Below are 22,348 nucleotides of genomic sequence, written 5' to 3' on the forward strand. Positions count from 1 at the left end.
CTGGGCAACGGTGTGGAGAGTCGATTGTGCCAAAGAATAGCCGCTGGTCGATTTAAGAAAAATTCATCTGCGCACATGCAGCGCGGGGTGCCTTGACTGCCGCCGATGTCAGGCATCGGCCGCGGCCAGGGCACCCCGCGCGGGGCGGCGCCGACGAATCAGACGACCTTGACGATCCAGCCGGCTGGGGCTTCGACGTCACCGCTCTGGATGCCGGTCAGCTCGTTGTACAGCTTCTGGGTCACCGGGCCGACTTTTTCCAGGTCATGGAAAACGTGCAGCTTGCCGTTGTACTCGATGCCGCCAATCGGCGTGATGACCGCCGCGGTACCGCAGGCGCCGGCTTCGACGAAGCGGTCGAGCTTGCTGATTTCGACATCGCCTTCGATGACCGTCAGGCCCAGGCGCGATTGCGCCAGTTCCATCAGCGACAGGCGGGTGATGCCTGGCAGGACCGACGCGGACTTGGGCGTGACGAACTCGTTGTTGGCGGTGATGCCGAAGAAGTTGGCCGAACCGACTTCCTCGATCTTGGTGTGGGTCAGCGGGTCGAGGTAGATGGCATCGGCGAAGTTGGCCTTCTTCGCGTCCAGACCCGGTTGCAGGCTGGCGGCATAGTTGCCGCCGACCTTGGCAGCGCCGGTGCCCTGCGGCGCGGCACGGTCGAAGCTTGAGATCTGGAAGTTGTGCGGCTTCATGCCGCCCTTGAAGTACGAGCCGACCGGGATGGCGAAGATCGAGAAGATGAACTCGGGGGCGGTGCGCACGCCGATGTTGTCACCGGTGCCGATGACGAACGGGCGCAGGTACAGCGCGCCTTTGCCGTGGGGTGGCACGAACTTTTCGTTGGCCTTGACCACCTGCTTGCAGGCTTCGACGAAGACCTCGCTGGGCACCTGGGGCATCAACAGGCGGGCGCAGCTGCGGGCCATGCGCGCGGCGTTCTGCTCGGGGCGGAACAGGTTGATCGAGCCGTCCTTGCAGCGGTAGGCCTTCAGGCCTTCGAAGCACTGCTGGCCATAGTGCAGGGCGGTGGAGCCTTCACTGATGTGCAGCACGTTGTCTTCGGTCAGGGTGCCGTTGTCCCACTCGCCATTGCGCCAGACGGACAGGTAGCGCTTGTCGGTCTTGATGTAGTCAAAGCCCAGCTTGTCCCAGTTAATGCTTTCGTTGCTCATGACACCCTCGATTGTCTTGCAGCGCCCGTTGCGTGCGGGCTGCGGTTGATGCGCACGCGTCACGATAATACAAACCGGGCAGGTTCGGAAACGCCTGCCGGGCAATTGCCTGCCCCGTTGCGGTCGGCTCAGGGCGGGGAAAGATCGTCAGGGGTATCGACGTCGCGCAGTACCCCTGGGTCATCCACCTTCACCCGCTGACAGGCAGCAGGGTTGTCGTGCAGCACATGGCGCCCGCCCTGGTCACCCGTCGCCTGGCCGAGCGCCTGCCAGAAATGCCGGCCAAACAGCACCGGATGGCCACGTTGGCCCTGGTACTGCGGCATGACGATGACCTCGGCGCCTGCGGCCTGTTGCAGGCGGGCGAGGGTGGCGCTGGCGATCCACGGCATGTCGCCCAACAGCACCGCCACCGCCTCGGCCGCAGAGCCGGCCAGGGCCTGGATGCCTGCGGCCAGGCTGGCGCCCATGCCATCGCTGCCGCGCGGTGCGCGTGCCAGCTGCACTGACGCCGGCAAGCCCAGGGCCTGTGGGTCGTCATCGGCGCCTATCACCACCCACACCTCGGCGAACTGCGCCTGCGCGTTGCTGACGCTGGCGGCTAACAGGGTCTGTCCGTCGCTCAGCTGTGCCTGGCGTTTGTCGCTGCCGAAGCGTCGCCCTTTGCCGGCGGCCAGCAACAGCGCCACGCAGCGTGCTTGCGCCTCTGGGCAGATGGATTGGAGTTGCTTTGAACGCATGCCGTTGGCTCCCGGTCGGACCTGAAAATGCAGCCAAGACTGCACATGACGATGAGCATACCGACCGTGAGGCATGAACAATGAGCGATTCAGACTGCATACCGGCGCACCAGCCGCTCGAGCTGTCGATCAACGGCCAGCGCCATCAGTTGCAGGTGGCACCGTGGATGACCTTGCTTGACCTGCTGCGCGACCAACTCGACCTGACCGGCAGCAAGAAAGGCTGCGACCATGGCCAGTGCGGCGCTTGCACCGTGCTGCGTAACGGGCAGCGGGTCAACGCCTGCCTGACCCTGGCGATCATGTGCGAGGGCGATCGCATCACCACCATCGAAGGGCTGGCCGAGGATGAGCGCCTGCACCCTTTGCAACAGGCGTTCATTCGCCACGACGCCTTCCAGTGCGGTTACTGCACCCCTGGGCAGATTTGCTCGGCGGTGGCGCTGGCCAGCGAAGGCCGGGCGCTGTCGCGCGCCGAGATCCAGGAAGGCATGAGCGGCAACCTGTGCCGCTGCGGTGCCTACGGCAATATCGTCGCGGCCGTTGAAGAAGCGCTGCCGCACATGATTGCCAGCAATCAGGGAGGGCCGCACGCATGATCCCCTTCGCCTACAGCAAACCCACCGATGTCGCCGGCGCCCTGCAACTGGCCGGCCCTGATTCGCACTTTATCGCCGGCGGCACCAACCTGCTCGACCTGATGAAAGAAAACGTCGCCCAGCCCCAGCGGCTGATCGACATCACCGGGCTGCCGCTGCGTGAGGTCACCCTCACGGACAGCGGCGGGTTGTCGATCGGCGCGTTGGTCGGCAATGCCGAACTGGCCCGCCACCCACGCATTGAGGCCGACTACCCGCTGCTTGCCCAAGCCATTCTGGCCGGCGCCTCGCCACAGCTGCGCAACATGGCCAGCAGCGGTGGCAACCTGCTGCAACGCACCCGCTGCGCCTACTTCTACGACAGCAACGTGCCGTGCAACAAACGCGCCCCAGGCAGTGGCTGCCCGGCGCGCAGCGGTCTGAACCGCAACCATGCAATCTTCGGTGCCAGCCAACACTGCGTCGCCGTCCACCCCTCGGACATGTGCGTGGCCCTGGCGGCACTGGAGGCGACGGTGCAGGTGCAAGGACCGGCCGGTAGCCGGCAGATTGCCTTTGCCGACTTCCACCGTCTGCCGGGCGAGCAGCCCGAGCGCGACAATACGCTGGCCGACAACGAACTGATCACCGCCATCGAGCTGCCGGCCCCGAGTTTTGCCGAGCATGTGCATTACCTCAAGGTGCGCGACCGCGCCTCGTATGCCTTCGCCCTGATTTCGGTGGCGGCGGCGTTGCGCCTGGAGGGCGAGCGCATCGGCGAGTTGCGCCTGGCCTTGGGCGGTGTCGCGCACAAACCCTGGCGCGACCCGGCCCTGGAGGCACGCTTCCAGGGCCAGCCGGCCACCCCCGCCACCTACACCCAGATTGCCCAGGCCATGCTCAGCGGCGCACAGCCGCTTGCGCACAACGCCTTCAAGGTCACCCTGGCGCACAACGCGATCATCCGCGCGCTGGGCCAGGCCCAGCGTCGACAAGGAGCCACAGCATGAGTGCGCAAGCGATCAGCGGCCAGCCACTGGACCGCACCGATGGCCCGGCGAAAGTCACCGGCAAGGCCCGCTATGCCGGCGAGTATCCCGCCGAGGGTCTGCTTTACGGCAGTGTGGTCTCAAGCGCTGTGGCCCACGGCCGCATCCGCCATATCGACTGCCAGGACGCCTTGGCCTTGCCGGGCGTGCTCGAGGTGCTGCACCACGGCAATCGACCGCCGATGGCGGCCGATGATGAGCCCTACGAAGACGACGATGCGGCCGATGGTCATCCATTCCGCCCACTGTTCAACGATCGTGTGCTGTACAGCGGTCAGCCGGTGGCCCTGGTCATCGCCGAGAACCTCGAACTGGCGCGCTATGCCGGCAGCCTGGTGCGCGTCGATATCGAGGCCGATTCACACCAGACCGACCTCTGCGCCGCCCGCGACCAGGGCTATGACGCCCCCGCCGAACTGCCCAAGCCGCGGGGTGATTTTGCCGCAGCGTTCAGTGCTGCGCCGTTTAGCATCGATGCGCAGTACAGCACCCCCAACGAGCACCACAACCCGATGGAGCCCCACGCCTCGACGGTGATCGTCCAAGCCGATGGCAGCCTGCTGATCCATGACAAGACCCAGGGCACGCAAAACAGCCAGGCCTATGTGCAGGAGGTGTTCAAGCTGCCCAAGGAACAGGTGCGGGTGTGCGCGGCGTTCGTTGGCGGTGCGTTCGGCTCGGGCCTGCGTCCGCAGTACCAGCTGGCCCTGGCGGTGATGGGCGCGCTCAAGCTCAAGCGCTCGGTGCGGGTGACCCTGACCCGCCAGCAGATGTTCACCTTCGGCTACCGTCCACGCACCTTGCAGCGCCTGCAACTGGGCGCTGACGCGGATGGCCGCTTGCTTGCCATCCACCACCAAGCCACCGGTCAGACCTCGCGCTTCGAAGATTTCAGCGAGCACGTGGTGGAGTGGAGCGGCATGCTCTATCGCTGCGACAACGTCGCCATGGCCTATCAACTGGTGCCGCTGGACGTCTACACCCCGCTGGACATGCGTGCGCCCGGCGCGGCGCTGGGCCTGATCGGTCTGGAGTGCGCCATGGACGAGCTGGCCGAGCAGGTTGGCCTCGACCCGGTGGCACTGCGTCAGGTCAACTTCGCCGACAGCAACGGCAACGAGGGCAAACCCTATTCGAGCAAGGCCCTGCGCGAATGCTATGAGCAGGGGGCTGAGCGCTTCGGCTGGCAACAGCGCAATCCCGTTCCGCGCAGCCAACAGGAGGGCGATGAGCTGATCGGCTGGGGCATGGCCGGTGGTGTGTGGGAGGCCATGCAGATGAAAGCCAGCGCCAAGGCGCGGCTCGATGCCGACGGCCACCTGTGGGTAAGCAGCGCCACCACCGACATCGGCACCGGCACCTACACCGTCATGACGCAAATCGCCGCTGATGCCGCTGGCATGGCGGTTCAAGACATCACCTTCCAGCTCGGTGACAGCTCGCTGCCCACAGCGCCCCTGCAAGGCGGCTCGTTCACCGTGTCGTCGGTCGGCTCGGCGGTGCGCCAGGCCTGCCAGGTGCTGCGCAGCAAATTGGTGACGCTCGCCCAGGCGCGCTATCCGGCGTTGGCAGGCGAGCCGGCCGAACGTTTCGTGGTGGCCGATGGGCAGTTGCAGGTGGGTGAGCAGCGGTTCGCCTTCGCCGACCTGCTGCAAGGCGCTGGCGAGGACGCACTGCAGGTGCAGATCACCGCAGAGCCAGGCACCAAGCGCGAGGGCTTTGCCTGCGCCACCCATTCGGCGGTGTTCGTCGAGGTGCGCGTCGATGAAGCGCTGGGCACCTTGCGGGTCAGCCGGGTGGTCAGCGCGGTGGCCGCGGGCCGGGTGATCAACCCCAAGACCGCACGCAGCCAGATTCTCGGCGGTGTGGTGTGGGGCGTGGGCATGGCCTTGCATGAGCAGGCTGAGGTGGACCACAACCTGGGCCGCACGATGAACCACAACCTGGCCGAGTACCACATTCCAGTAAACGCCGACATGGGCGAGGTCGAGGTGATCTTCGTCGACGAGCCGGACGATATCGTCAACGAGCTCGGCTCCAAGGGCGTCGGCGAAATTGGTGTGGTCGGTGTAGCGGCAGCGGTGGCCAACGCCCTGTACCACGCCACCGGGCGGCGGGTCAGGGATTTTCCGCTGACCGTGGACAAGATCCTCGGCTGAGGCGTACGACTAGGCGCAGATCGGCATCAGGGCCCGGCAGTTTGCATTGGCACCGGTTGCATGGCGATAATCCGCGGCTTTGTCCTAGGGGCTCGCCATGCAAACAAGAAACCTGGTCGCGGAAATGTTCTTGTCGATGCCGATCCAGCTCTGGGTGCTGCCGGTGGCGGGGCTGATCGCCTATTTCGGTCTGCGCCAGGCCGATGCCTCGCCTGGCGGGCAACGGCTGTGGCGCAGCGTCAGCTACGGCCTGCTGTTGGCCCTGGCGTTTGCGCCCAACGCCCTGTATGCGGCGTTGCCCGGTACGGCTCCGGTCGAATCTGGCGCGCTGCAACCCAACTACCTGGGCCGGTTCTACCTCGATGCGTTTTACGCCTTCGCAGGTTGGGCGGGCGCGTGGGTAGTACGCAGTCGCCTCAACCCGAAATGACCTCAGCTGCCACTGGTCGGGGTTGGCGTCTGACATCTGTCTGATGCGCCATGCTCAGCGCTTCGTACACCATCAAGTCGCCGCCCACCACCGAGAGAACACTGCCATGTCCTGCGCCTACACATTGATGGATTCCCCCGTCGGCACGTTGACCCTGGTTGCCCGTGGCGACTGCCTGGCCGCCGTGCTGTGGGAGAACGAACGGGAGAACCGGGTGCGCCTGGGCGAGCTGCAGCGTGACGATCAGCACCCATTGCTGCAGGAAACAGCGCGGCAACTGGGCGACTACTTTGCCGGTCGACGTCAGCGGTTCGAATTGCCGCTGGACTTCCAGGGCACTGAATTCCAGCGTGAGGTGTGGGCGGCGTTGCTGACCATTCCCTTCGGTGAAACCCGCAGCTACGCGCAGATCGCTCAGCAGATCGGCCGACCCCAGGCGGTGCGCGCAGTGGGCGCCGCGAACGGACGCAACCCTATTTCCATCATCGCGCCCTGCCACCGGGTCATCGGCGCGTCGGGCAGCCTCACCGGGTTTGCCGGTGGGCTGCCGGTCAAGCAGCATCTGCTGAGCCTGGAAGGGCGTGAATCGCTGGCACTGGCGCTGTAACGGGCATCACTCCCAGGCCAGCCACACATGCAGCAGTACCAGCAGGCCGAGCAACAACAGCAACCCGCCAGAGACCTTTTGCAGCCACGGCAACGCCGCGCCAAAGCGGCGCAGCACCCGTGGATGGCCGATGGCGATGGCCACCAGCAGGTCCCAGAGCAGCACCACGCTGAACATCCACAGCGCGTACAGCCATTTCCAGCCAGCACTGCTGGCGCTGACCAGGCTCGCCAGGCTTGCGTAGAACAGCGCGTTCTTGGGGTTGAGCACGGCGCACAGGAAACCCGCCAGCACCCCTCGCAGCCAGCCGCGCCGGGCTGCCTGCGCGGTGGGTAGTGCGCCCAGGTCACTGCTGTTGGCATGGCGGATGAACAGCCAGCCGACATACACCAGGTACACCCCACCGGCCAGTTGCAGTGCGATGAACCACGCGCTGCCCTCACGCAGCAATGACAGCCCGGCGAAAGCCACGGCAATGAACAGGCCATTGGCCAGGGCAATCCCCAGGCAAGCGCCACTGGCGATCTTCCAGCCGCTGCTGGCGGCGTTGCGCGCCACCAGGAAAAAGTCGGGGCCCGGTGACAGCAAGGCGAGAAAATGGGCGGTGGCGATGATCAGAAACAACTGCATGGCTCGGGTCCTCAGGCTGCAAAGGCCGGAGGATGGCGCGGGCTTGGGCGGCTGTATTGGACAATAGTGCGCGCGGCAGTCAGCGCGTGCGGCGATACAGGCCAGGTGTGGTGCCGGCGTGGGTCTTGAACACCCGCTGGAAATGGCTCTGGTCGGCAAAGCCCAGGCGGTAGGCGACCTCGGCCAGTTCGCCGCCCTCGCGCAGCAATTGCCGGGCGCGGTTGACCCGCGCGTTGAGCAGCCAGGCGTGGGGTGTAAGGCCAGTGGCGCGGCGGAAGCTGCGAATCAGCGCATAGCGCCCAAGCCCGGCCATGGCCGCCAGCTCAGCGAGGGTCAGTTGCGCCAGTCGCTCATCGTCGAGCGTGTGCAGCGCGTCATCCAGCTCCAGCGCAGCGCTATCGGCGGCAGGGGCCATGGGCAACGGCGCGCAGTCGTCCCAGGCCTGTTCGCTGAGAAAGGTCACCAGCGCGGTTTCCTTTTCCAGCGCGCCAGCAGCCGAAAACAAACGCTCCACCAACTGGCAGAACTGCCGGTACAACCCAGGCTCGGCGCTGATCCGCGCTGGCGCACCTCGAGGTTCGTCCGGCAAACCGCATTCGCCGCGCAGACGCTGCAGCCATTCGGCGTCCAGGTGCAGCATCTGGTAGCTCCAGGCGCTGTTCGGCTCAGGGTTGCAGGCGTGCACGCGGTGCGCCGGGACCAGCACCAGGGTGCCTGGGCACAGTCGTTGGCTGCCATGCCCGGCGCCGCGGAAGTGGCTGAAGCCTTCATCGACCGCGCCGATGGAGAAGCTCGGATGGCTGTGCGCCTTGTAGCAGGCGCGGCTGTGGCAGGCCCGTCGCGCTTCGACGAAGGGCAGGGCGGGGTCGTGCCAGTGATCGGTCGAGGAGGTGGACATGGGCTGAGGCAAGGGTCGGAGAAGAAGGGCCAGTCTAGCCGCGTTGCACTGTTGCGGTCATTCGCCGCGTGACTGTGTTTGACCCTTCATACAGCCGCGATCGACACTCCAGCGGTCGCCACGGAGAACACCAATGGACCTGTCCAGCCTGCTGCTGTTCGTACCTGCCTGCTTTGCCCTGAACATGGCCCCAGGCCCGAACAACCTGTTATCGCTGCACAACGCCAGCCGCTATGGCCTGCGCCGCGCGTGCCTGGCCGGCAGCGGTCGACTGCTGGCCTTCAGCGGCATGATCGCCCTGGCGGCCATGGGCCTGGCCGTGGTGCTGCACACCAGCCAATACCTGTTCCTGGCAATCAAGCTGCTCGGTGCGGCGTACCTGTTCTACATCGCCTGGCAACTGTGGCGAGCGCCGGTGGGCGAGGCGGCGCAGGCCAACGCGGTCAGCCATAGTGGCTGGCAACTGGCGCGCCAGGAGTTTCTGGTGGCGGCGGGCAACCCCAAGGCGATTCTGATCTTCACCGCCTTCCTGCCGCAGTTCGTCCGGCTCGACAGTCCAACGCCTGTGGCCGAACAGTTCCTTTACCTGGGCGTGCTGTTCCTGCTGCTGGAGTGGGCGGCCATCGCCCTCTATGCAGGGTTGGGTGCCTATATGCAGCGCTGGTTCCAGCAGCCACGCCCGCGCCGACTGTTCAACCGTATCAGTGCCGGGTTGCTTGGCTGTGCCGGGCTGGGGCTGCTGGCGGCGCGACGTTGAGGGCGGATTCAGTCGCGGTAGAACACCTGTACCAGGTGATAACCGAACTTGCTCTTGATCGGTCCATGCACGACCCGCAGGGGTTTCCTGAAGATCACCTGGTCGATGGCGCCGACCATCTGCCCCGGGCGAATTTCGCCAAGATCGCCACCGCGCTTGCCTGAAGGGCAGGTGGAATAACGCTTGGCCAGCACGTCGAAGGCCTCGCCCTTGTCGATGCGCTGCTTGAGCTGTTCGGCCTCGGCGGCGGTCTTGACCAGGATATGGCGGGCTTGGGCTTTCATGTGGATACCTGCGGGGCGGGTGAAAAAAAGCCGACATTATGCCTGCTACCTCAGCTCTGCACGATCAGCAAACTGCGCCAGTGATTCAGGATTAGCCAGCGCATCGGTGTTGTTCACCGCACGCCCATGCACCACTTCGCGCACTGCCAGTTCCACCAGCTTGCCGCTGAGGGTGCGCGGCAGGTCAGTGACCTGAGCGATCACCGCCGGGACATGCCGTGGCGTGGTGTACTGGCGAATCACCTGGCGGATGCGCAGGCTCAGCCCTTCATCCAGGCTCAGGCCGTCGCGCAGGCGCACGAACAGCACCACGCGCACATCGCCTTGCCACGCCTGGCCAATGGCGATGCTCTCCAGCACCTCATCGACCTTCTCCACCTGGCGATAGATTTCCGCCGTGCCGATGCGTACGCCACCGGGGTTGAGCACCGCATCCGATCGACCGTGAATGACCAGCCCGCCCTCGGCGCAGGCTTCAGCGTAATCACCCTGCGCCCACACCCCGTCGAACTGGCTGAAATAGGCGGCGCGGTAGCGGCTGCCGTCGGCATCGCCCCAGAAGCCCAGCGGCATGCTGGGGAAGCTGCGGGTACACACCAGCTCGCCCTTTTCGTCCACTACCGGCTGACCCTGCGCATTCCATACCTGCACGTCCATGCCCAGCCCGCGGCACTGGATTTCGCCCCGGCGCACCGGTAGCAGCGGGTTGCCGAGCACGAAACAGGAAACGATGTCGGTGCCGCCGGACATCGATGCCAGGCATACCTCGGCCTTGACCTTGGCGTAGACGTAGTCGTAGCTGTGGGGCGAGAGTGGCGAACCTGTGGAGAGCATCATCCGCAGGCTGTCCAGGCGATGACTGTGGGCAGGTTCCACCCCGGCCTGCTCGATCGCCGCCAGGTACTTGGCGCTGGTGCCGAAGACGTTGATGCGTTCGGCGTCGATCAGGTCGAACAGGCGCTGCGGGGCAGGGTGAAAGGGTGAGCCGTCATACAGCACCAGGCGTGCGCCCAGGGCCAGGCCACTGACCAGCCAGTTCCACATCATCCAGCCGCAGGTGGTGTAGTAGAACAGGCCTTCATCAGCCTTCAAGTCGCAGTGCAGGCCATGCTCCTTGAGGTGTTGCAACAATACACCGCCGGCGCGGTGGACGATGCACTTGGGCAGCCCAGTGGTGCCACTGGAGTAGAGGATGTACAGCGGGTGATCGAAGTCCAGCGAGGCGAAGCGCGGGGTGCCGCTGGCCTGGTAGAAGTCGCTCCACAGCGAGGTTGGCACCCCGGTGAACGCCTCAGCGGCGATGTCCTTGGCTGCACAGGGCACTACCAGCAGGTGCTCAAGGCTGGGCAGGGCGGCCACCAGTGCGTCGATCTTCTGCACTTGATCCAGGGTCTTGCCGGCGTACTGATAGGCAGCGCAGGCGATCAGCAGTTTCGGCTCGATCTGGCCGAAGCGGTCGATCAGCCCCGCGCCGCCGAATTCCGGCGACGCACTGGACCACACCGCCCCCAGGCTGGCGCAAGCGAGAAAGCCCACCACGGTTTCCCAACGGTTGGGCATCATCGCCGCCACGCGGTCGCCGGCGCCTATCCCCAGCTCTTCCAGCGCCCGTTGCAGACCCGCCACATGCTGTGCGAGCTGGCGGAAGCTGAGTACCTGGCGCTGGCCGTCTTCGTTGATCGAGACCAGTGCCGGCTGTTCATCGCGGCGCTGCAACAGGTGCTCGGCGTAATTGAGCGTAGCGCCTGTGAACCAGCGCGCTTCATGCATCGCGCCCGGTTCCTCCAGCACCTGGGCTGCGCGGCTGTGCCAGCGCACCTTGAAGTGCTCGCTCAGGGTCTGCCAGAACGCGGCGCGCTGTTCGACACTCCAGCGATGCAGCGCCGGGTAGTCATCCAGCGCCAGGCCGAAGCGCACGTTGATTCGGCGGCGCAGGGCGTTCATGCGACTGGCGTCGATCTGCCCGCGCTGCGGGCGCCAGAGTATTTCGTTCATGACCTGCCTCCCCACTCACTGCGCCAGCCAACCGCCATCGACGTTCCAGGCCGCGCCGCGCACCTGGGCGCCGGCCTCGCTGCAGAGGAAAAGCGCCAACTCGCCCAGCTGGCGGGGTGTCACGAACGCCCCGGAAGGCTGTTTTTCGGCCAGCAATTGCTGTTGCGCCTGCTGCGAATCGACGCCCTCGGTGATGCGCTGATCGATTTGTCGCTGCACCAGCGGCGTCAGGACGAAGCCTGGGCACAGCGCATTGCAGGTGACGTTGCTGGTGGCCGTTTCCAGGCCCACCACTTTGCTCAGGCCGATCACCCCATGCTTGGCCGCCACATACGCCGCCTTGCCCAGCGAGCCGACCAGGCCATGCACCGAGGCGATGTTGATGATCCGTCCCCAGCCACGTTCCCGCATGCCCGGCAGCGCCAGCCGGGTGCAGTGGAATACCGCCGACAGATTGATCGCCAGGATGCTGTCCCAGGCCTGCGGCGGAAATTGCTCTACGGGCGCGACGTGCTGGATGCCGGCGTTGTTCAGCAGAATATCGACGCCGCCGTGCTCGCCGGCCCAGGCGAACAGCTCGGCGATCTGCGCCGGCTGCGCAAGGTCGGCCGGATGATGCGCGACCCTGACCCCGCAGGCGGCGATCTGCTCCAGTGCCGGGGCCGGATCGCCGAAGCCATTGAGCAGGATGTCGGCACCGGCCTCGGCCAGCACCTGGGCAATACCCAGGCCGATGCCGCTGGTAGAACCGGTGATCAGTGCGGTTTTGCCGGTCAGTTGCATGCGGGGCTCCGTAAGCGAGGGGGCACAGTCATGAGAATAGCCGCTGGCACGCGGCTACCTGTGGCAAAACTGTCGCAGCGCAACGAACGGAATATTCACTCTGTACTAGCATCACTGCTGTTCATCGGTCATCTGCCGGGGGTCGCCAGTGGTCAAGCGTCGCGCAAGTCTGTGTCTGCTGCTACCGCTGTTGCTGGGCCTGCTGCCGGCACGGGCGGCCGACGATTGCCAGCACCTGCGCGCCACCGGCAACCCGGAATATCCGCCGTACCTGTGGCGCGATCCCAATCACCCCGGACGGCTGATCGGCGCCAATGCCGAATTGCTCGACTATCTGGCCGGGCAACTGGGCATCGAAGTGACCGTGATCGATGCCGGGCCGTGGTCGCGGGCGCAGGAAGAAGTGCGCCTGGGACGGGTCGACTGGCTGGCGGGGTACTTTCGCACCGATGCCCGCGAGCAGCAGATGGATTTCATCGCCCCGGCCTTCCTGACCACCGACAGCGTGGTCTGGGTGCGCAGTGACGGTGCTTTTGCCTATACCGGCTGGGACGATCTGCAAGGCCGCATCGGCGGAACCCTGGTCAACAACAGTCACGGCCAGCGCTTCGACGAATACGCCAGCGCCCACCTGCAACTGGAGGCCGTGCCGGGTGCCAGCCAGGCGTTCGAAAAGCTGCTGCACAAACGCAACGACTACCTGCTGTACGAACGCCATCCAGGCGCTGCGCTGACTCAGGCGCTGGGCATCGACGAACAGCTCAGCGTGCTCGAACCGCCGGTGTCCAGCGAGCCGCTGTACCTGGCGCTGTCCAAGCGTTCGCTGTGCAACAGCGCTGCGCTGCGCGAGCGCCTGGCGACGCTGATGCAGGCGCTGGTCAACAGCCCACTGGCCGAGCGCCTGGTGCAACGCAATCTCGAGCGCTGGAAGCGCCAGCAGCGCCTTGGTCTGGACCGTTAGCCCGCCTACACCGGCAGGCTCTGGTAGGGCTGTTCTTCCCCTGGGCTGCGGGCGAACTGGCGTTTGTATTCGCGGCTGAACTGCGAGCTGCTCTGGTAGCCCACGCGGTGCGCTGCCTGGGCCACACCGACGCCTTCACCCAGCAGCATCTGTTGCGCCTTGAGCAGGCGCAGGCGCTTGAGGTACTGCATCGGGGCAAGCTCGGTGCAGCGTTTGAAGTGCTCGTGGAAGGTCGACACGCTCATGTTGGCCCGCTCGGCCAGCGCCTCGACGCCCAACGGCTCGCTGTAGTGTTCGCGCAGAAAACTCAATGCCGCGCCAATGCGCGCGAAATGCCCCTGTTGTTCCACCAACGCCCGCAGCACCCCGGCCTGCGGCCCGCGCAGGGCCGTATAGAGCACTTCGCGCACTCGCGCCGGGCCCAGCACCTGAGCGTCCAGCGGATCTTGCAGGCATTCGAGCAGGCGCTCGACGCTGGCGCGCATCGGTGCATCGAGTGCCGCCGAGGTCATCGACTGCGGGGTCTGCGCCTGCGGCGCCGGGGTTTCGGCGGGCAGGTGCTGGACCAGTTCGGCCAGCACCGTCCGGTCAATGTCCACCGCCACCCCGAGCAGCGGCGCCTGCGCAGTGGCGAAGGTTTCGCACATGAACGGCACCGACAGCGCCTGCACCAGGTAGTGTCCCGCCCCGTATTCCAAAGTGCGCGGGCCGAGACGTGCCAGTTTGCTGCCTTGGGCGAGAATCATCAGGCTCGGTTCGTAGATCTGCGGACTGCTGGCCACATAGTGGTCCCAGCTCAGCACCTGCACCTGCGGCAGGTGCGTGGGGACGAAACCCGGACGCCAGGCCAGGGCGCTGATCAGGCGGCAGAGCGGGGCGTTGGCATCGACGTAGCGGGTCAGCTGCATGGGGCACCTGGGTAGAGAATCAGACACTGGCATCATCGCAGGTTGAACGGCGGGCGCCAGCGGTTGTCGGCGACTTTCGGAGAAAAAGGCATGCATGCCGGAGAATCGTCGGTGGGCGGTGGCGGCTGGCGCGAGCACACTGTTGCCCAAACTGAATCGTTTAACTTGCCTGAGAGGTCCGCATGTACACCGCCATCGGTTACGCCGCCCAATCCCCCACCAGCCCACTGGCGCCCATGCAGTTCCAGCGCCGCAGCCCACGTGCCGACGATGTCGCCCTCGACATCCTCTACTGCGGCGTGTGCCACTCCGACATCCACCAGGCGCGCAACGAGTGGGGCATTGCCGTCTACCCGCTGATGCCGGGCCACGAAATCATCGGTCGCGTCACGGCAGTCGGCGCCGATGTCAGCGCCTACCAGGTGGGTGATCTGGTCGGTGTCGGCTGCATGGTCGACTCGTGCCGCCAGTGCCGGGCGTGCCAGTCGGACCTGGAGCAGTACTGCGAAGAAGGTCCGACCATGACCTACGCCACCCCCGACCGGGTCGATGGCAGCAACACCATGGGCGGCTATTCGAGCAGCATCGTGGTCAGCGAGCACTTCGTGGTGCGCATCCCCGAAGGCCTGGACCCGGCCAGCGCCGCCCCCATTCTGTGCGCCGGCATCACCACCTATTCGCCGCTCAAGCACCACGGCGTAGGCCCTGGGCACAAGGTCGGTGTACTGGGCATGGGTGGTCTGGGCCACATGGGCATCAAGCTGGCCAAGGCACTGGGCGCCGAGGTGACGCTGTTCACCCGCTCGCAGGCCAAGGCTGAAGAAGCCCGCCGCCAGGGCGCGGACCACGTGATCGTCTCGACTGATGCCGAGCAGATGCGCGCCGCAGCCGGGCGTTTCGACTTCCTGCTGGACACCATTCCGGTGCCGCACGATCTGAACCCCTACCTGGAAACCCTGACCTTCGACGGCGTGCACATCCTGGTCGGTCTGATCGAGCCGGTGGAGCCGCCCGTGCATGCGGCCAATCTGGTGATGAAGCGTCGGGTGTTGGCAGGCTCGTTGATCGGCGGCATCGCCGAAACCCAGGAAGTGCTGGATTTCTGCGCCGAGCACAACATCACCTGCGACATCGAGATGCTCGATATCCGCAATATCAATGAAGCGTACGAACGCATGATCGCCGGGGACGTGAAGTATCGATTCGTGATCGACATGGCGACGTTGCAGAAATAATCAGGGCAAGGTCTGCCTAAGGCATTTCGCGGGTCGCTATAACCCCTGTAGGAACGGACGGTCCGCCGCTGCGGTTCACCCGCGAATGCCCCAAAACCGCAACGCTACACCTCAGTTGGCAGCCAGCGGATCTTCCTGCGACAAGATGGCCTGTGCCAACTCCTCATCGCCAATCTGCAAGCCCGGATTGGCCTGGCGTACTTGCTGCAGCGCCGACTCCACATAGGCACCACGGATAGCGCCGTTGCTGGCGACGAAGGCCGACAGCTCATCGCGAGCAGGGATGATGCGTTTGTCATCTTTGAAGGTTGAGTACAGCGACGCCGAGATCCCGGCGGAGGTCGCGACATCACGACCATCGACACGGGCCAGGGCAGCGCCCGCAGGCAGCAGAAGCAGCAAAGCAGGTACCAGCATAAGGTGACGCATGGACGTATCCTCCGAAGGGAAAAAGGTGGGGCCATCCGGCCATCCACTCCTCTTTAAGAGGCTGCGCCATGACTTGAGTTCCACCGGCATTGCCGCCGCCTGGTGAGCATGTTAGAACCCTGCATCGCCATCGTTTCGCTGAATGTCTCCATGCCCTCCATTGCCAAATCGAATAGCCCACTGTTCGACCTCGACCTGCTCCGCGCGATTGTGGTGGTTGCCGACTGCGGCAGTTTCACCACCGCTGCGACTCGCCTGCACTCCACCCAATCGACCATCAGCCAGAAAGTTCGGCGTCTGGAAGACATGGTCGGCCAGCGCCTGCTGGTGCGCGGCAACCGCGACGTGCTGCCCACCGACGCCGGGCAGACCTTGCTGGGCTACGCCCGGCACATGCTGGCGCTCAATGACCAGATGCTCGAAGCCCTGGCCGGTGCGCGGGTCGGTACCAGCGTACGTCTCGGCGTGCCGGAAGATTTCGTCGGCGGTGCCACTACCGGCGCCTTGGCAGCCTTCAGCCGGCGTCAGCCACAGGTCAAGCTGGAGGTCACCAGTGGCCTGTGCCGCGACCTTAGCCAGGCCTACGACAACGGCGAGCTCGACCTGATGCTGCTCAAGCAGCGCCGCGGCAGCCGCGAAGGCGTGGCGCGCTGGCCCGAGCGTCTGGAATGGATCGACAGCGCGCGCACGCCGACGTTTGCCATCGACCCGCTGCCGCTGGTGACCTTTCCGCCGCGCGGGCTGTACCGCGACGACATGATCAACGCCCTGGAGGGGCTGGGACGGCGCTGGCGCATCAGTTTCACCAGCTCCAGCCTCAGTGGCATTCAGGCGGCGGTGGCCGACGGCATGGGCATCAGCCTGCTGCCGCCGCGCGCCGCCGGTCCCGGCCACCGAGTGCTGGGTGCTGCCGAGGGTTTGCCGGTGATCGACAGCTATGAAATCGTCATCGTCCACCGCACCACCGCCGATCCGCTGGTCAAGGCCCTGGCTGAGGTGCTCGGCGAGCTGTTGCACAGCCAGCTCGCCAGCGCCTGATCGCACCGCCAGCATGACCCCGCTGTCCAAGCCGGATGCGGCCTGTGCCAATCACTTGCTCACCCCATTGCCGCCAAGGAAGCGCCATGCTGCTGATCGAAGACCTGCACAAGCACTACCTGACTGCGCAAGGCCCGCTGCCGGTGCTGCAGGGGGTCGACCTGCGCCTGGAGGCGCAGAGCAGCCTGGCCCTGATGGGCGAATCGGGCAGCGGCAAGAGCACCTTGCTGCATCTGATTGCCGGTCTCGACAGGGCTGATCGCGGGCGCATTCTGATCCACGGCCAAGCCCTGGACGCTCGCAGCGAGATGGCCTTGGCGCAGTGGCGGCGCGACTCCATCGGCCTGGTGTTCCAGCAGTACAACCTCATCCCCAGCCTGGATGTGACCAGCAACCTGAGCTTCCAGGCGCGTCTGGCCGGGCGCCATGACCCAGCCTGGAGCCGCCACCTGGCCGAACGCCTGGGCCTGAGCGGCCTGTTGCAGCGCTACCCGGAGCAGCTCTCTGGCGGCCAGCAGCAGCGCGTGGCGATTGGCCGCGCACTGGCGCCGCGACCGCCGCTGGTGCTGGCCGACGAACCGACCGGAAGCCTCGATGAAGGCAGCAGCGAAGAGGTGCTGGCGCTGCTGCTGCACCTGATCGGCGAGGCCGGCAGCAGCGTGCTGATGGTGACCCACAGCGCGCGCATGGCCGCACGCCTGCAACGCAGCTGCCGTCTGCAAGCCGGGCGGGTCTTGGCCGAGTCGAGGCCATGACCGGGCTGGTGGTGGCCCTGCAGGCGCTGCTCAGCCACTGGCGCCGGCATCGCGTGCAGGGCGTGAGCATCTTCCTTGGCCTGTGTCTGGCGACCACGTTGTGGACCGGCGTGCAGGCGCTCAACAGCCAGGCCCGTAACGATTACGCTCGCGCCAGCGCGGTATTGGCCGCGCCGAGCCAGGTGCAACTGCTACCGCGAACCGGCCAGCATCTGTCACAAGCGCTGTACCTTGAGCTGCGCAGCCTCGGCTGGGCGGTCAGCCCGGTGCTCGAAGGCCGCCTGGTGATGGCTGGGGAGGGTGCACCGAGCCTGCGTCTGATCGGTATCGAGCCACTGACGCTGCCCCACGACCTGCGCCTGGCAGGAAGCAGCGCCGAGCGCCTGGATATACAGGCCTTCATCGGCCCGCCGGGGCAAGCCTGGATCGGCCCCGATACGCTGCGCCGGCTCGGCCTGGCGCCGGGGCAGACCGCGTACAGTGCTCAGGGCCTGGCCTTGCCGTCGCTGCAGGTGCAGGCCGAGTTGGCGCCGGGGGTGGTGCTGGTCGACATCGGTCAGGCGCAACGCCTGTTGCAAGCCCCTGGGCAGGTGTCGCGACTGTTGCTGGACGGCCCGGCGCCTGGCCTGCCGGATGAACTGGCGCATTGGCTGAGCGTGGCGCCTGCCAGTGACGAGGGCGATCTGCAACGGCTGACCGAGAGCTTCCACCTCAACCTCAGCGCACTGGGTTTGCTGGCCTTCGTGGTCGGCCTGTTCATCGCCCATGCCGCCATTGGGCTGGCGCTGGAGCAACGCCGCGGGCTGATTCGTACCTTGCGCGCCTGTGGCGTCAGCCTGCGCACTGTGCTGCTGGCGTTGAGCCTGGAGCTGGGCGGCTTCGCCGTGCTCGGTGGGTTGCTTGGGGTGGCGGGCGGTTATCTGCTGGCTGCCGCGCTGTTGCCGGATTTTGCCGCCAGCGTGGGTGGCCTGTATGGCGCGCAAGTGGCCGGGCACTTGAGCCTGCCGGCCAGCTGGTGGGCCACCGGCGTGCTGGTCAGTGTGGTCGGTGCCTTGCTGGCCGGGGTCAGTGCGGTGCTGCGTGCAGCACGTCTGCCGCTGCTGGCCTTGGCTCAGGCCCAGGCCTGGCGCAGCGCGCAGGGTCCGTGGCTGCGCCGTCAGGCCCTCGCGGCACTGGGCCTGGGGCTGCTGGCGCTGGGCTGCGGGTACTGGGGCGCGAGCCTGCCGGCCGCCTTCACCTTGCTCGCCAGCCTGCTGCTGGCCGCGGCGCTGGCATTGCCGGTGCTGCTCGATCACATGCTGGCAGGCTTGGGCCGCTGGGCGCGACGCCCGCTGGCGCAGTGGTTCGTCGCCGACAGCCGGCAACAGTTGCCAGCGCTGAGCCTGGCGCTGATGGCCTTGCTCCTGGCGCTGGCCGCAAGCGTGGGCGTAGGCAGCATGACCGAGGGCTTTCGCAACACCTTCAATGGCTGGCTGGAGCAACGCCTGTCGGCTGACCTGTACCTGACCCTGGGCGACAGCGATCAGGCGGCCAGCATCGACCAGTGGCTGGACCAGCAGGCTGCGGTGACCCTGCATTTGCCCACCTGGCGCAGCGAAATCCACGTGCAAGGCTGGCCGGCGCAGGTGCAAGGGGTACTCGATGCGCCCTGGTATCGGCAGCACTGGCCGCTGCTCAGCCACACCGCCGATGCCTGGACGGCGCTGGGCGAGGGGCGCGGGGTGATGCTCAGCGAACAGCTGGCGCGGCGCCTGCATGTGGGGCTCGGCCAGCGCTTGAGTTTGCCGCTGCACCCGACCGTCAGCCTGAACGTGGTCGGTCTGTATGCCGACTACGGCAATCCCAAGGGCCATATCCTGCTCAACGCCGACTGGCTGCGCAGCCATTGGCCGCAGGCCAGCCTCAGTGGCATTGCGCTGACTGTCGCACCCGGGCAGTTGTCGGCAGTGCAAGCGCAGTTGCGAGAACGTTTCGCCCTGGACGACAGCCGCATGGTCGAACAGGCCAGCCTCAAAGCCTGGTCCAGCGAGGTGTTCAGCCGCACCTTCGCCGCCACCACTGCGCTCAATGGTTTGACCTTGGGCATCGCCGGGGTCGCCTTGCTGCTGGGCTTGCTGACCTTGGCCCAGAGCCGCCTTGGCCAGTTGGCACCGCTGTGGGCGCTGGGTGTGTCGCGGCCCAGGCTGGTGCTGCTGGCGTTGGCCCAGACCCTGCTGCTCGCCACCTTGACCGTGCTGCTGGCCTTGCCGCTGGGCGTGTTGTTGGCCTGGTGCCTGGTGGCGATGGTCAATGTGCAGGCCTTCGGCTGGCGCCTGCCGCTGCAGGTGTTCCCGCTGCAGTTGCTGCAATTGGCCGGCCTTGGGCTGTTGACCAGCCTGCTGGCCAGTGCCTGGCCGCTGTGGCGATTGACGCGCCAGCGTCCGGTGGATCTGTTGAGGCAATTCAGTGATGAGCGCTAAGGGATTGTGCAGTGTGCTGCTGGCGTTGGGCCTGAGCGCTTGCGATCAGCCCGCGGCACCGCCGGCCAGCTATGCAGGTCTCGGTCAGGACGCGGCAGCCTTTCGCCAGGTGCAGCGCGGCCAGCCGCTGGTGTTCCCGCGCGACCACGGCGCCCATGATGGCTTTCGCATCGAATGGTGGTACGTCACCAGCAACCTGCACGACATGCAGGGCCGCGACTGGGGCGCGCAGTGGACGCTGTTCCGCTCGGCGCTGGGCCCTGGCGCGGAAACCGGCGACTGGAATAGTCCCAACCTGTGGATGGCCCATGCCGCGCTGACGGGACCGGACGGACACCAGTCGGCCGAACGGCTGGCCCGTGGCGGTATCGGCCAGGCCGGGGTGAGCACTGCGCCGTTTCGCGCCTGGATCGATGACTGGGTGCTGACGGGTGACCCGACCATCGCCCGGCTGAACATGCGCGCCCAGGGTGAGGGGTTCGCCTATGACCTCGATCTGTCCACCCAGCGCCCGCTGGTGCTGCACGGCGACGGTGGCTACAGCGAAAAATCCGGGCACGGTCAGGCCTCGTATTACTACAGCCAACCGTTCTACCAGGTGAGCGGGGTGATCGAGCACGCCGGGCAGTGCCTGGCGGTACGCGGCAACGCCTGGCTCGACCGCGAGTGGAGCAGTCAGCCCCTGGCCGAGGGGCAGTCGGGCTGGGACTGGTTTTCCCTGCACCTGGACAGCGGCGCCAAGCTGATGCTGTTTCAGGTGCGCCAGGACAGCCAGGCGCCGTACCGCGCCGGCACCTGGATCGACGCCGATGGCCGCAGCCAGGCGCTGGCCGCCGAGCAGGTCGAGCTGCAGCCCTTGGCCTGGACCCGCCAGAGCGGCGGCCAGCGCGTACCGACCCGCTGGCGGGTGCAGGTCGCTGGCAAAGGCGTGGATGTCGAGGTGCAGGCGCTGCAGCCCAGGGCCTGGATGAATACCCGCTTCGCCTATTGGGAAGGGCCGCTGCAGATACAGGGCAGCAGCGGCGGGCGGGGATACCTGGAGATGACCGGTTACGATCCTGAGCGCTAGACGTCTCAGATCCACACGTCGTTAGTCGCCGTGCGTTCGCCACCTTCATGGCCGGTGTTGAGTACCCCGCGCGGCTCGATCATCAGCAGGCGCGCCTCGCCTTCGGCGGCGGTGCGGTGGCTGATACCGCGCGGCACCACGAACAACTCGCCGGGCGCGACGTACACCGGCCCGTGCTCGAAGTCGATGCGCAGGGTGCCGTCGAGGACGATGAAGGCTTCGTCGGTTTCCGGGTGGTCATGCCAGATGAATTCGCCTTCGATGCGCACCACCTTGAACTGGTAGTCGTTGAGTTCGGCGATCACCCGGGGTGACCATTGCCGATCGATCAGTCCGGCTTTGTGCAGCGGGTTGACTGGAACGGGTACGGGCGTGTTCATGGGGCGTCCTCATCGGTTTGCAGTGAGGCGCCAGAGTAGACAGGCCGCGACGACCATTCTTGTACGATCCTGCAAGTCAGGCGCGCAGGCGCTGCAACCAGCGCGCCGGCGGAACGCCATAGGCGCGGGTGAAGTAGCGAGTCATGTGGCTCTGGTCGTGAAAGCCTGCAGCCAGCGCGGCGTCGACCAGGCTGAAACCGTCGAGCAGCATTGCCCTGACCCGATCCAGCCGGCGCAGGGTGACGTAGCGGTAGGGACTGGTGCCGTACAGCGCACGAAAGTCGCGCGACAGGCTCCAGCGTTCGCGGCCACTGACCTGCTCCAGCGCCTCCAGGGTGATGTCCTGCTCGGCATGTTCGAGGATGAACCCGCGCGCGCGCTCGGCCGCCTGGTAGTCCGGGCGCTTGCGCCCGCGCGGCTTGCCGGCGACCACGCGCAGGGCCACTGCCAGGTCGTACAGCGCGTCCTGTTCTTCCAGAGCCTGCAACGGATGCTCCAGGGCCTGCACGAAGACCTGGCTGGCGCAGCGCAGGCGCAGGTCGTCGGACAGCCCACCACGAATGTACGGCAGCGTCTCGCCGCCCAGCGCCTGCTGAATCGAGGCCGGGTCGATATAGGCCATGCGATAGCGAAAGCCTGCTGCGCTGCCGGCCATGCCGTCGTGCAGTTCATCCGGGTGCAGCACCATGGTGGCGCCCGGCAGGCTGTGGCGCAGCGCACCGCTGTAGTGAAAGCTCTGCACTCCGGCCAGGGTCTGGCCAATGGCGTAGGTGTCGTGGCGATGGGGGTCGTACCCATGCCCGCCGAACCAGGCCTCGATACGCTCGATGCCGCCAGGCGGGCTGTGGCGTCGGACCCAGTCATGGGGCGAGGGAAGGGCGTGATCGCTCATGGGACGTCTCGGCAAACGTTGGGAGGTAGCGGGCGAGCAGACGGTTTACCGCAGCGCCGCTAATTAGCCAAGTCGCTCGTGCGTCGGTCGCCACGAGTCAGGGCAAATGCCGGTCTTGGAGGGCTACAGCCGGG

General features: G+C 66.3%; 23 protein-coding genes. 12 read left to right on the forward strand and 11 right to left on the reverse strand.

What is annotated here, in order from left to right; genetic code table 11:
* Nucleotides 1-158: 158 nt before the first annotated feature.
* The gene (locus tag LK03_RS16300) at nt 159-1,178 is read right to left on the reverse strand and encodes a branched-chain amino acid aminotransferase (protein ID WP_038413424.1); all 1,020 of its coding nucleotides are present in this window, start codon (nt 1,176-1,178) and stop codon (nt 159-161) included.
* 128 nt (nt 1,179-1,306) lie between these two features.
* Entirely contained in the window at nt 1,307-1,918 is a 612-nt protein-coding gene (locus tag LK03_RS16305; RefSeq protein WP_049870523.1) for a nucleotidyltransferase family protein, read from the reverse strand.
* Between the two features lie 80 nt (nt 1,919-1,998).
* On the opposite strand from LK03_RS16305, the gene LK03_RS16310 reads away from it, so the two are divergent.
* The 5 genes from LK03_RS16310 to LK03_RS16330 all read left to right on the forward strand — a co-directional run bounded on the left by LK03_RS16310 (nt 1,999) and on the right by LK03_RS16330 (nt 6,741).
* Nucleotides 1,999-2,517 (forward strand): (2Fe-2S)-binding protein, encoded by a 519-nt coding sequence (locus LK03_RS16310; RefSeq protein WP_038413425.1) that lies wholly within the window; start codon nt 1,999-2,001, stop codon nt 2,515-2,517.
* A complete protein-coding gene (locus tag LK03_RS16315; RefSeq protein ID WP_038413426.1) occupies nt 2,514-3,506 on the forward strand; it encodes an FAD binding domain-containing protein in 993 nt (330 codons plus the stop codon). The genes LK03_RS16310 and LK03_RS16315 overlap by 4 nt, the downstream gene beginning before the upstream one ends.
* Nucleotides 3,503-5,704, forward strand: a complete 2,202-nt coding sequence (locus LK03_RS16320; protein ID WP_038413427.1) for a xanthine dehydrogenase family protein molybdopterin-binding subunit — start codon at nt 3,503-3,505, stop codon at nt 5,702-5,704. The genes LK03_RS16315 and LK03_RS16320 overlap by 4 nt, the downstream gene beginning before the upstream one ends.
* Before the next feature lie 97 nt (nt 5,705-5,801).
* On the forward strand, nt 5,802-6,134 hold the full coding sequence (locus LK03_RS16325) for a hypothetical protein (protein WP_240478621.1): 333 nt from the start codon (nt 5,802-5,804) through the stop codon (nt 6,132-6,134).
* Between the two features lie 106 nt (nt 6,135-6,240).
* Nucleotides 6,241-6,741 carry a methylated-DNA--[protein]-cysteine S-methyltransferase gene (locus LK03_RS16330; protein ID WP_038413429.1) on the forward strand — a complete coding sequence of 167 codons (501 nt, stop codon included), beginning with the start codon at nt 6,241-6,243 and terminating at the stop codon, nt 6,739-6,741.
* Nucleotides 6,742-6,747: 6 nt separating this feature from the next.
* On the opposite strand, the gene LK03_RS16335 is transcribed toward LK03_RS16330, so the two are convergent.
* Nucleotides 6,748-7,371, reverse strand: a complete 624-nt coding sequence (locus tag LK03_RS16335) for a LysE family translocator (RefSeq protein ID WP_038413431.1) — start codon at nt 7,369-7,371, stop codon at nt 6,748-6,750.
* 79 nt (nt 7,372-7,450) lie between these two features.
* The gene (locus tag LK03_RS16340; protein ID WP_038413432.1) at nt 7,451-8,269 is read right to left on the reverse strand and encodes a helix-turn-helix transcriptional regulator; all 819 of its coding nucleotides are present in this window, start codon (nt 8,267-8,269) and stop codon (nt 7,451-7,453) included.
* Between the two features lie 133 nt (nt 8,270-8,402).
* On the opposite strand from LK03_RS16340, the gene LK03_RS16345 reads away from it, so the two are divergent.
* Nucleotides 8,403-9,026: a LysE family translocator gene (locus tag LK03_RS16345; protein ID WP_038413433.1), complete on the forward strand. Its 624-nt coding sequence runs from the start codon at nt 8,403-8,405 to the stop codon at nt 9,024-9,026.
* Between the two features lie 8 nt (nt 9,027-9,034).
* On the opposite strand, the gene LK03_RS16350 is transcribed toward LK03_RS16345, so the two are convergent.
* Genes LK03_RS16350 through LK03_RS16360 form a run of 3 tightly spaced genes read right to left on the reverse strand, consistent with a single transcriptional unit; the run spans nt 9,035 to nt 12,088 of the window.
* Nucleotides 9,035-9,310 carry a peptidylprolyl isomerase gene (locus LK03_RS16350; RefSeq protein WP_028693992.1) on the reverse strand — a complete coding sequence of 92 codons (276 nt, stop codon included), beginning with the start codon at nt 9,308-9,310 and terminating at the stop codon, nt 9,035-9,037.
* Nucleotides 9,311-9,355: 45 nt separating this feature from the next.
* Nucleotides 9,356-11,305 (reverse strand): acetoacetate--CoA ligase, encoded by a 1,950-nt coding sequence (locus tag LK03_RS16355; RefSeq protein ID WP_038413435.1) that lies wholly within the window; start codon nt 11,303-11,305, stop codon nt 9,356-9,358.
* Between the two features lie 15 nt (nt 11,306-11,320).
* Complete coding sequence (locus LK03_RS16360) at nt 11,321-12,088, reverse strand: 3-hydroxybutyrate dehydrogenase (protein ID WP_038413436.1); 768 nt, start codon at nt 12,086-12,088, stop codon at nt 11,321-11,323.
* Nucleotides 12,089-12,236: 148 nt separating this feature from the next.
* Here LK03_RS16360 and LK03_RS16365 point away from each other — a divergent pair, with 148 nt between their 5' ends.
* Entirely contained in the window at nt 12,237-13,049 is an 813-nt protein-coding gene (locus tag LK03_RS16365; protein ID WP_038413437.1) for a substrate-binding periplasmic protein, read from the forward strand.
* 5 nt (nt 13,050-13,054) lie between these two features.
* Here LK03_RS16365 and LK03_RS16370 read toward each other — a convergent pair whose 3' ends face one another.
* Nucleotides 13,055-13,957 (reverse strand): AraC family transcriptional regulator, encoded by a 903-nt coding sequence (locus tag LK03_RS16370; protein ID WP_038413438.1) that lies wholly within the window; start codon nt 13,955-13,957, stop codon nt 13,055-13,057.
* A gap of 182 nt (nt 13,958-14,139) precedes the next feature.
* Between LK03_RS16370 and LK03_RS16375 the strand changes: the two genes are divergently transcribed.
* Nucleotides 14,140-15,192: an NAD(P)-dependent alcohol dehydrogenase gene (locus LK03_RS16375; RefSeq protein WP_038413439.1), complete on the forward strand. Its 1,053-nt coding sequence runs from the start codon at nt 14,140-14,142 to the stop codon at nt 15,190-15,192.
* A 111-nt stretch (nt 15,193-15,303) separates the two neighbouring features.
* Here LK03_RS16375 and LK03_RS16380 read toward each other — a convergent pair whose 3' ends face one another.
* Nucleotides 15,304-15,621, reverse strand: a complete 318-nt coding sequence (locus LK03_RS16380) for a DUF2388 domain-containing protein (RefSeq protein WP_038413440.1) — start codon at nt 15,619-15,621, stop codon at nt 15,304-15,306.
* Between the two features lie 150 nt (nt 15,622-15,771).
* Here LK03_RS16380 and LK03_RS16385 point away from each other — a divergent pair, with 150 nt between their 5' ends.
* From LK03_RS16385 to LK03_RS16400, 4 genes are all read left to right on the forward strand, one after another.
* Nucleotides 15,772-16,659: a LysR substrate-binding domain-containing protein gene (locus LK03_RS16385; RefSeq protein ID WP_038414779.1), complete on the forward strand. Its 888-nt coding sequence runs from the start codon at nt 15,772-15,774 to the stop codon at nt 16,657-16,659.
* An 86-nt stretch (nt 16,660-16,745) separates the two neighbouring features.
* Nucleotides 16,746-17,414: an ABC transporter ATP-binding protein gene (locus tag LK03_RS16390; protein ID WP_038413442.1), complete on the forward strand. Its 669-nt coding sequence runs from the start codon at nt 16,746-16,748 to the stop codon at nt 17,412-17,414.
* Nucleotides 17,411-19,873: an ABC transporter permease gene (locus LK03_RS16395; protein WP_038413443.1), complete on the forward strand. Its 2,463-nt coding sequence runs from the start codon at nt 17,411-17,413 to the stop codon at nt 19,871-19,873. The genes LK03_RS16390 and LK03_RS16395 overlap by 4 nt, the downstream gene beginning before the upstream one ends.
* Nucleotides 19,863-20,942: a lipocalin-like domain-containing protein gene (locus tag LK03_RS16400; RefSeq protein WP_038413444.1), complete on the forward strand. Its 1,080-nt coding sequence runs from the start codon at nt 19,863-19,865 to the stop codon at nt 20,940-20,942. The genes LK03_RS16395 and LK03_RS16400 overlap by 11 nt, the downstream gene beginning before the upstream one ends.
* A gap of 5 nt (nt 20,943-20,947) precedes the next feature.
* On the opposite strand, the gene LK03_RS16405 is transcribed toward LK03_RS16400, so the two are convergent.
* Nucleotides 20,948-21,322, reverse strand: coding sequence for a cupin domain-containing protein (locus LK03_RS16405; protein WP_038413445.1), 375 nt, complete (start codon nt 21,320-21,322; stop codon nt 20,948-20,950).
* A gap of 76 nt (nt 21,323-21,398) precedes the next feature.
* On the reverse strand, nt 21,399-22,214 hold the full coding sequence (locus LK03_RS16410; protein ID WP_038413446.1) for an AraC family transcriptional regulator: 816 nt from the start codon (nt 22,212-22,214) through the stop codon (nt 21,399-21,401).
* Nucleotides 22,215-22,348: the final 134 nt, after the last annotated feature.

Source organism: Pseudomonas cremoricolorata, assembly GCF_000759535.1.
In the GTDB taxonomy this organism is placed as follows: Bacteria; Pseudomonadota; Gammaproteobacteria; order Pseudomonadales; family Pseudomonadaceae; genus Aquipseudomonas; species Aquipseudomonas cremoricolorata_A.

Coding starts and splice junctions, on each gene's coding strand:
- LK03_RS16300 (WP_038413424.1), bottom strand. CDS start 1,178: ATGAGCAACGAAAGCATTAACTGGGACAAGCTGGGCTTTGACTACATC.
- LK03_RS16305 (WP_049870523.1), bottom strand. CDS start 1,918: ATGCGTTCAAAGCAACTCCAATCCATCTGCCCAGAGGCGCAAGCACGC.
- LK03_RS16310 (WP_038413425.1), top strand. CDS start 1,999: ATGAGCGATTCAGACTGCATACCGGCGCACCAGCCGCTCGAGCTGTCG.
- LK03_RS16315 (WP_038413426.1), top strand. CDS start 2,514: ATGATCCCCTTCGCCTACAGCAAACCCACCGATGTCGCCGGCGCCCTG.
- LK03_RS16320 (WP_038413427.1), top strand. CDS start 3,503: ATGAGTGCGCAAGCGATCAGCGGCCAGCCACTGGACCGCACCGATGGC.
- LK03_RS16325 (WP_240478621.1), top strand. CDS start 5,802: ATGCAAACAAGAAACCTGGTCGCGGAAATGTTCTTGTCGATGCCGATC.
- LK03_RS16330 (WP_038413429.1), top strand. CDS start 6,241: ATGTCCTGCGCCTACACATTGATGGATTCCCCCGTCGGCACGTTGACC.
- LK03_RS16335 (WP_038413431.1), bottom strand. CDS start 7,371: ATGCAGTTGTTTCTGATCATCGCCACCGCCCATTTTCTCGCCTTGCTG.
- LK03_RS16340 (WP_038413432.1), bottom strand. CDS start 8,269: ATGTCCACCTCCTCGACCGATCACTGGCACGACCCCGCCCTGCCCTTC.
- LK03_RS16345 (WP_038413433.1), top strand. CDS start 8,403: ATGGACCTGTCCAGCCTGCTGCTGTTCGTACCTGCCTGCTTTGCCCTG.
- LK03_RS16350 (WP_028693992.1), bottom strand. CDS start 9,310: ATGAAAGCCCAAGCCCGCCATATCCTGGTCAAGACCGCCGCCGAGGCC.
- LK03_RS16355 (WP_038413435.1), bottom strand. CDS start 11,305: ATGAACGAAATACTCTGGCGCCCGCAGCGCGGGCAGATCGACGCCAGT.
- LK03_RS16360 (WP_038413436.1), bottom strand. CDS start 12,088: ATGCAACTGACCGGCAAAACCGCACTGATCACCGGTTCTACCAGCGGC.
- LK03_RS16370 (WP_038413438.1), bottom strand. CDS start 13,957: ATGCAGCTGACCCGCTACGTCGATGCCAACGCCCCGCTCTGCCGCCTG.
- LK03_RS16375 (WP_038413439.1), top strand. CDS start 14,140: ATGTACACCGCCATCGGTTACGCCGCCCAATCCCCCACCAGCCCACTG.
- LK03_RS16380 (WP_038413440.1), bottom strand. CDS start 15,621: ATGCGTCACCTTATGCTGGTACCTGCTTTGCTGCTTCTGCTGCCTGCG.
- LK03_RS16385 (WP_038414779.1), top strand. CDS start 15,772: ATGCCCTCCATTGCCAAATCGAATAGCCCACTGTTCGACCTCGACCTG.
- LK03_RS16390 (WP_038413442.1), top strand. CDS start 16,746: ATGCTGCTGATCGAAGACCTGCACAAGCACTACCTGACTGCGCAAGGC.
- LK03_RS16395 (WP_038413443.1), top strand. CDS start 17,411: ATGACCGGGCTGGTGGTGGCCCTGCAGGCGCTGCTCAGCCACTGGCGC.
- LK03_RS16400 (WP_038413444.1), top strand. CDS start 19,863: ATGAGCGCTAAGGGATTGTGCAGTGTGCTGCTGGCGTTGGGCCTGAGC.
- LK03_RS16405 (WP_038413445.1), bottom strand. CDS start 21,322: ATGAACACGCCCGTACCCGTTCCAGTCAACCCGCTGCACAAAGCCGGA.
- LK03_RS16410 (WP_038413446.1), bottom strand. CDS start 22,214: ATGAGCGATCACGCCCTTCCCTCGCCCCATGACTGGGTCCGACGCCAC.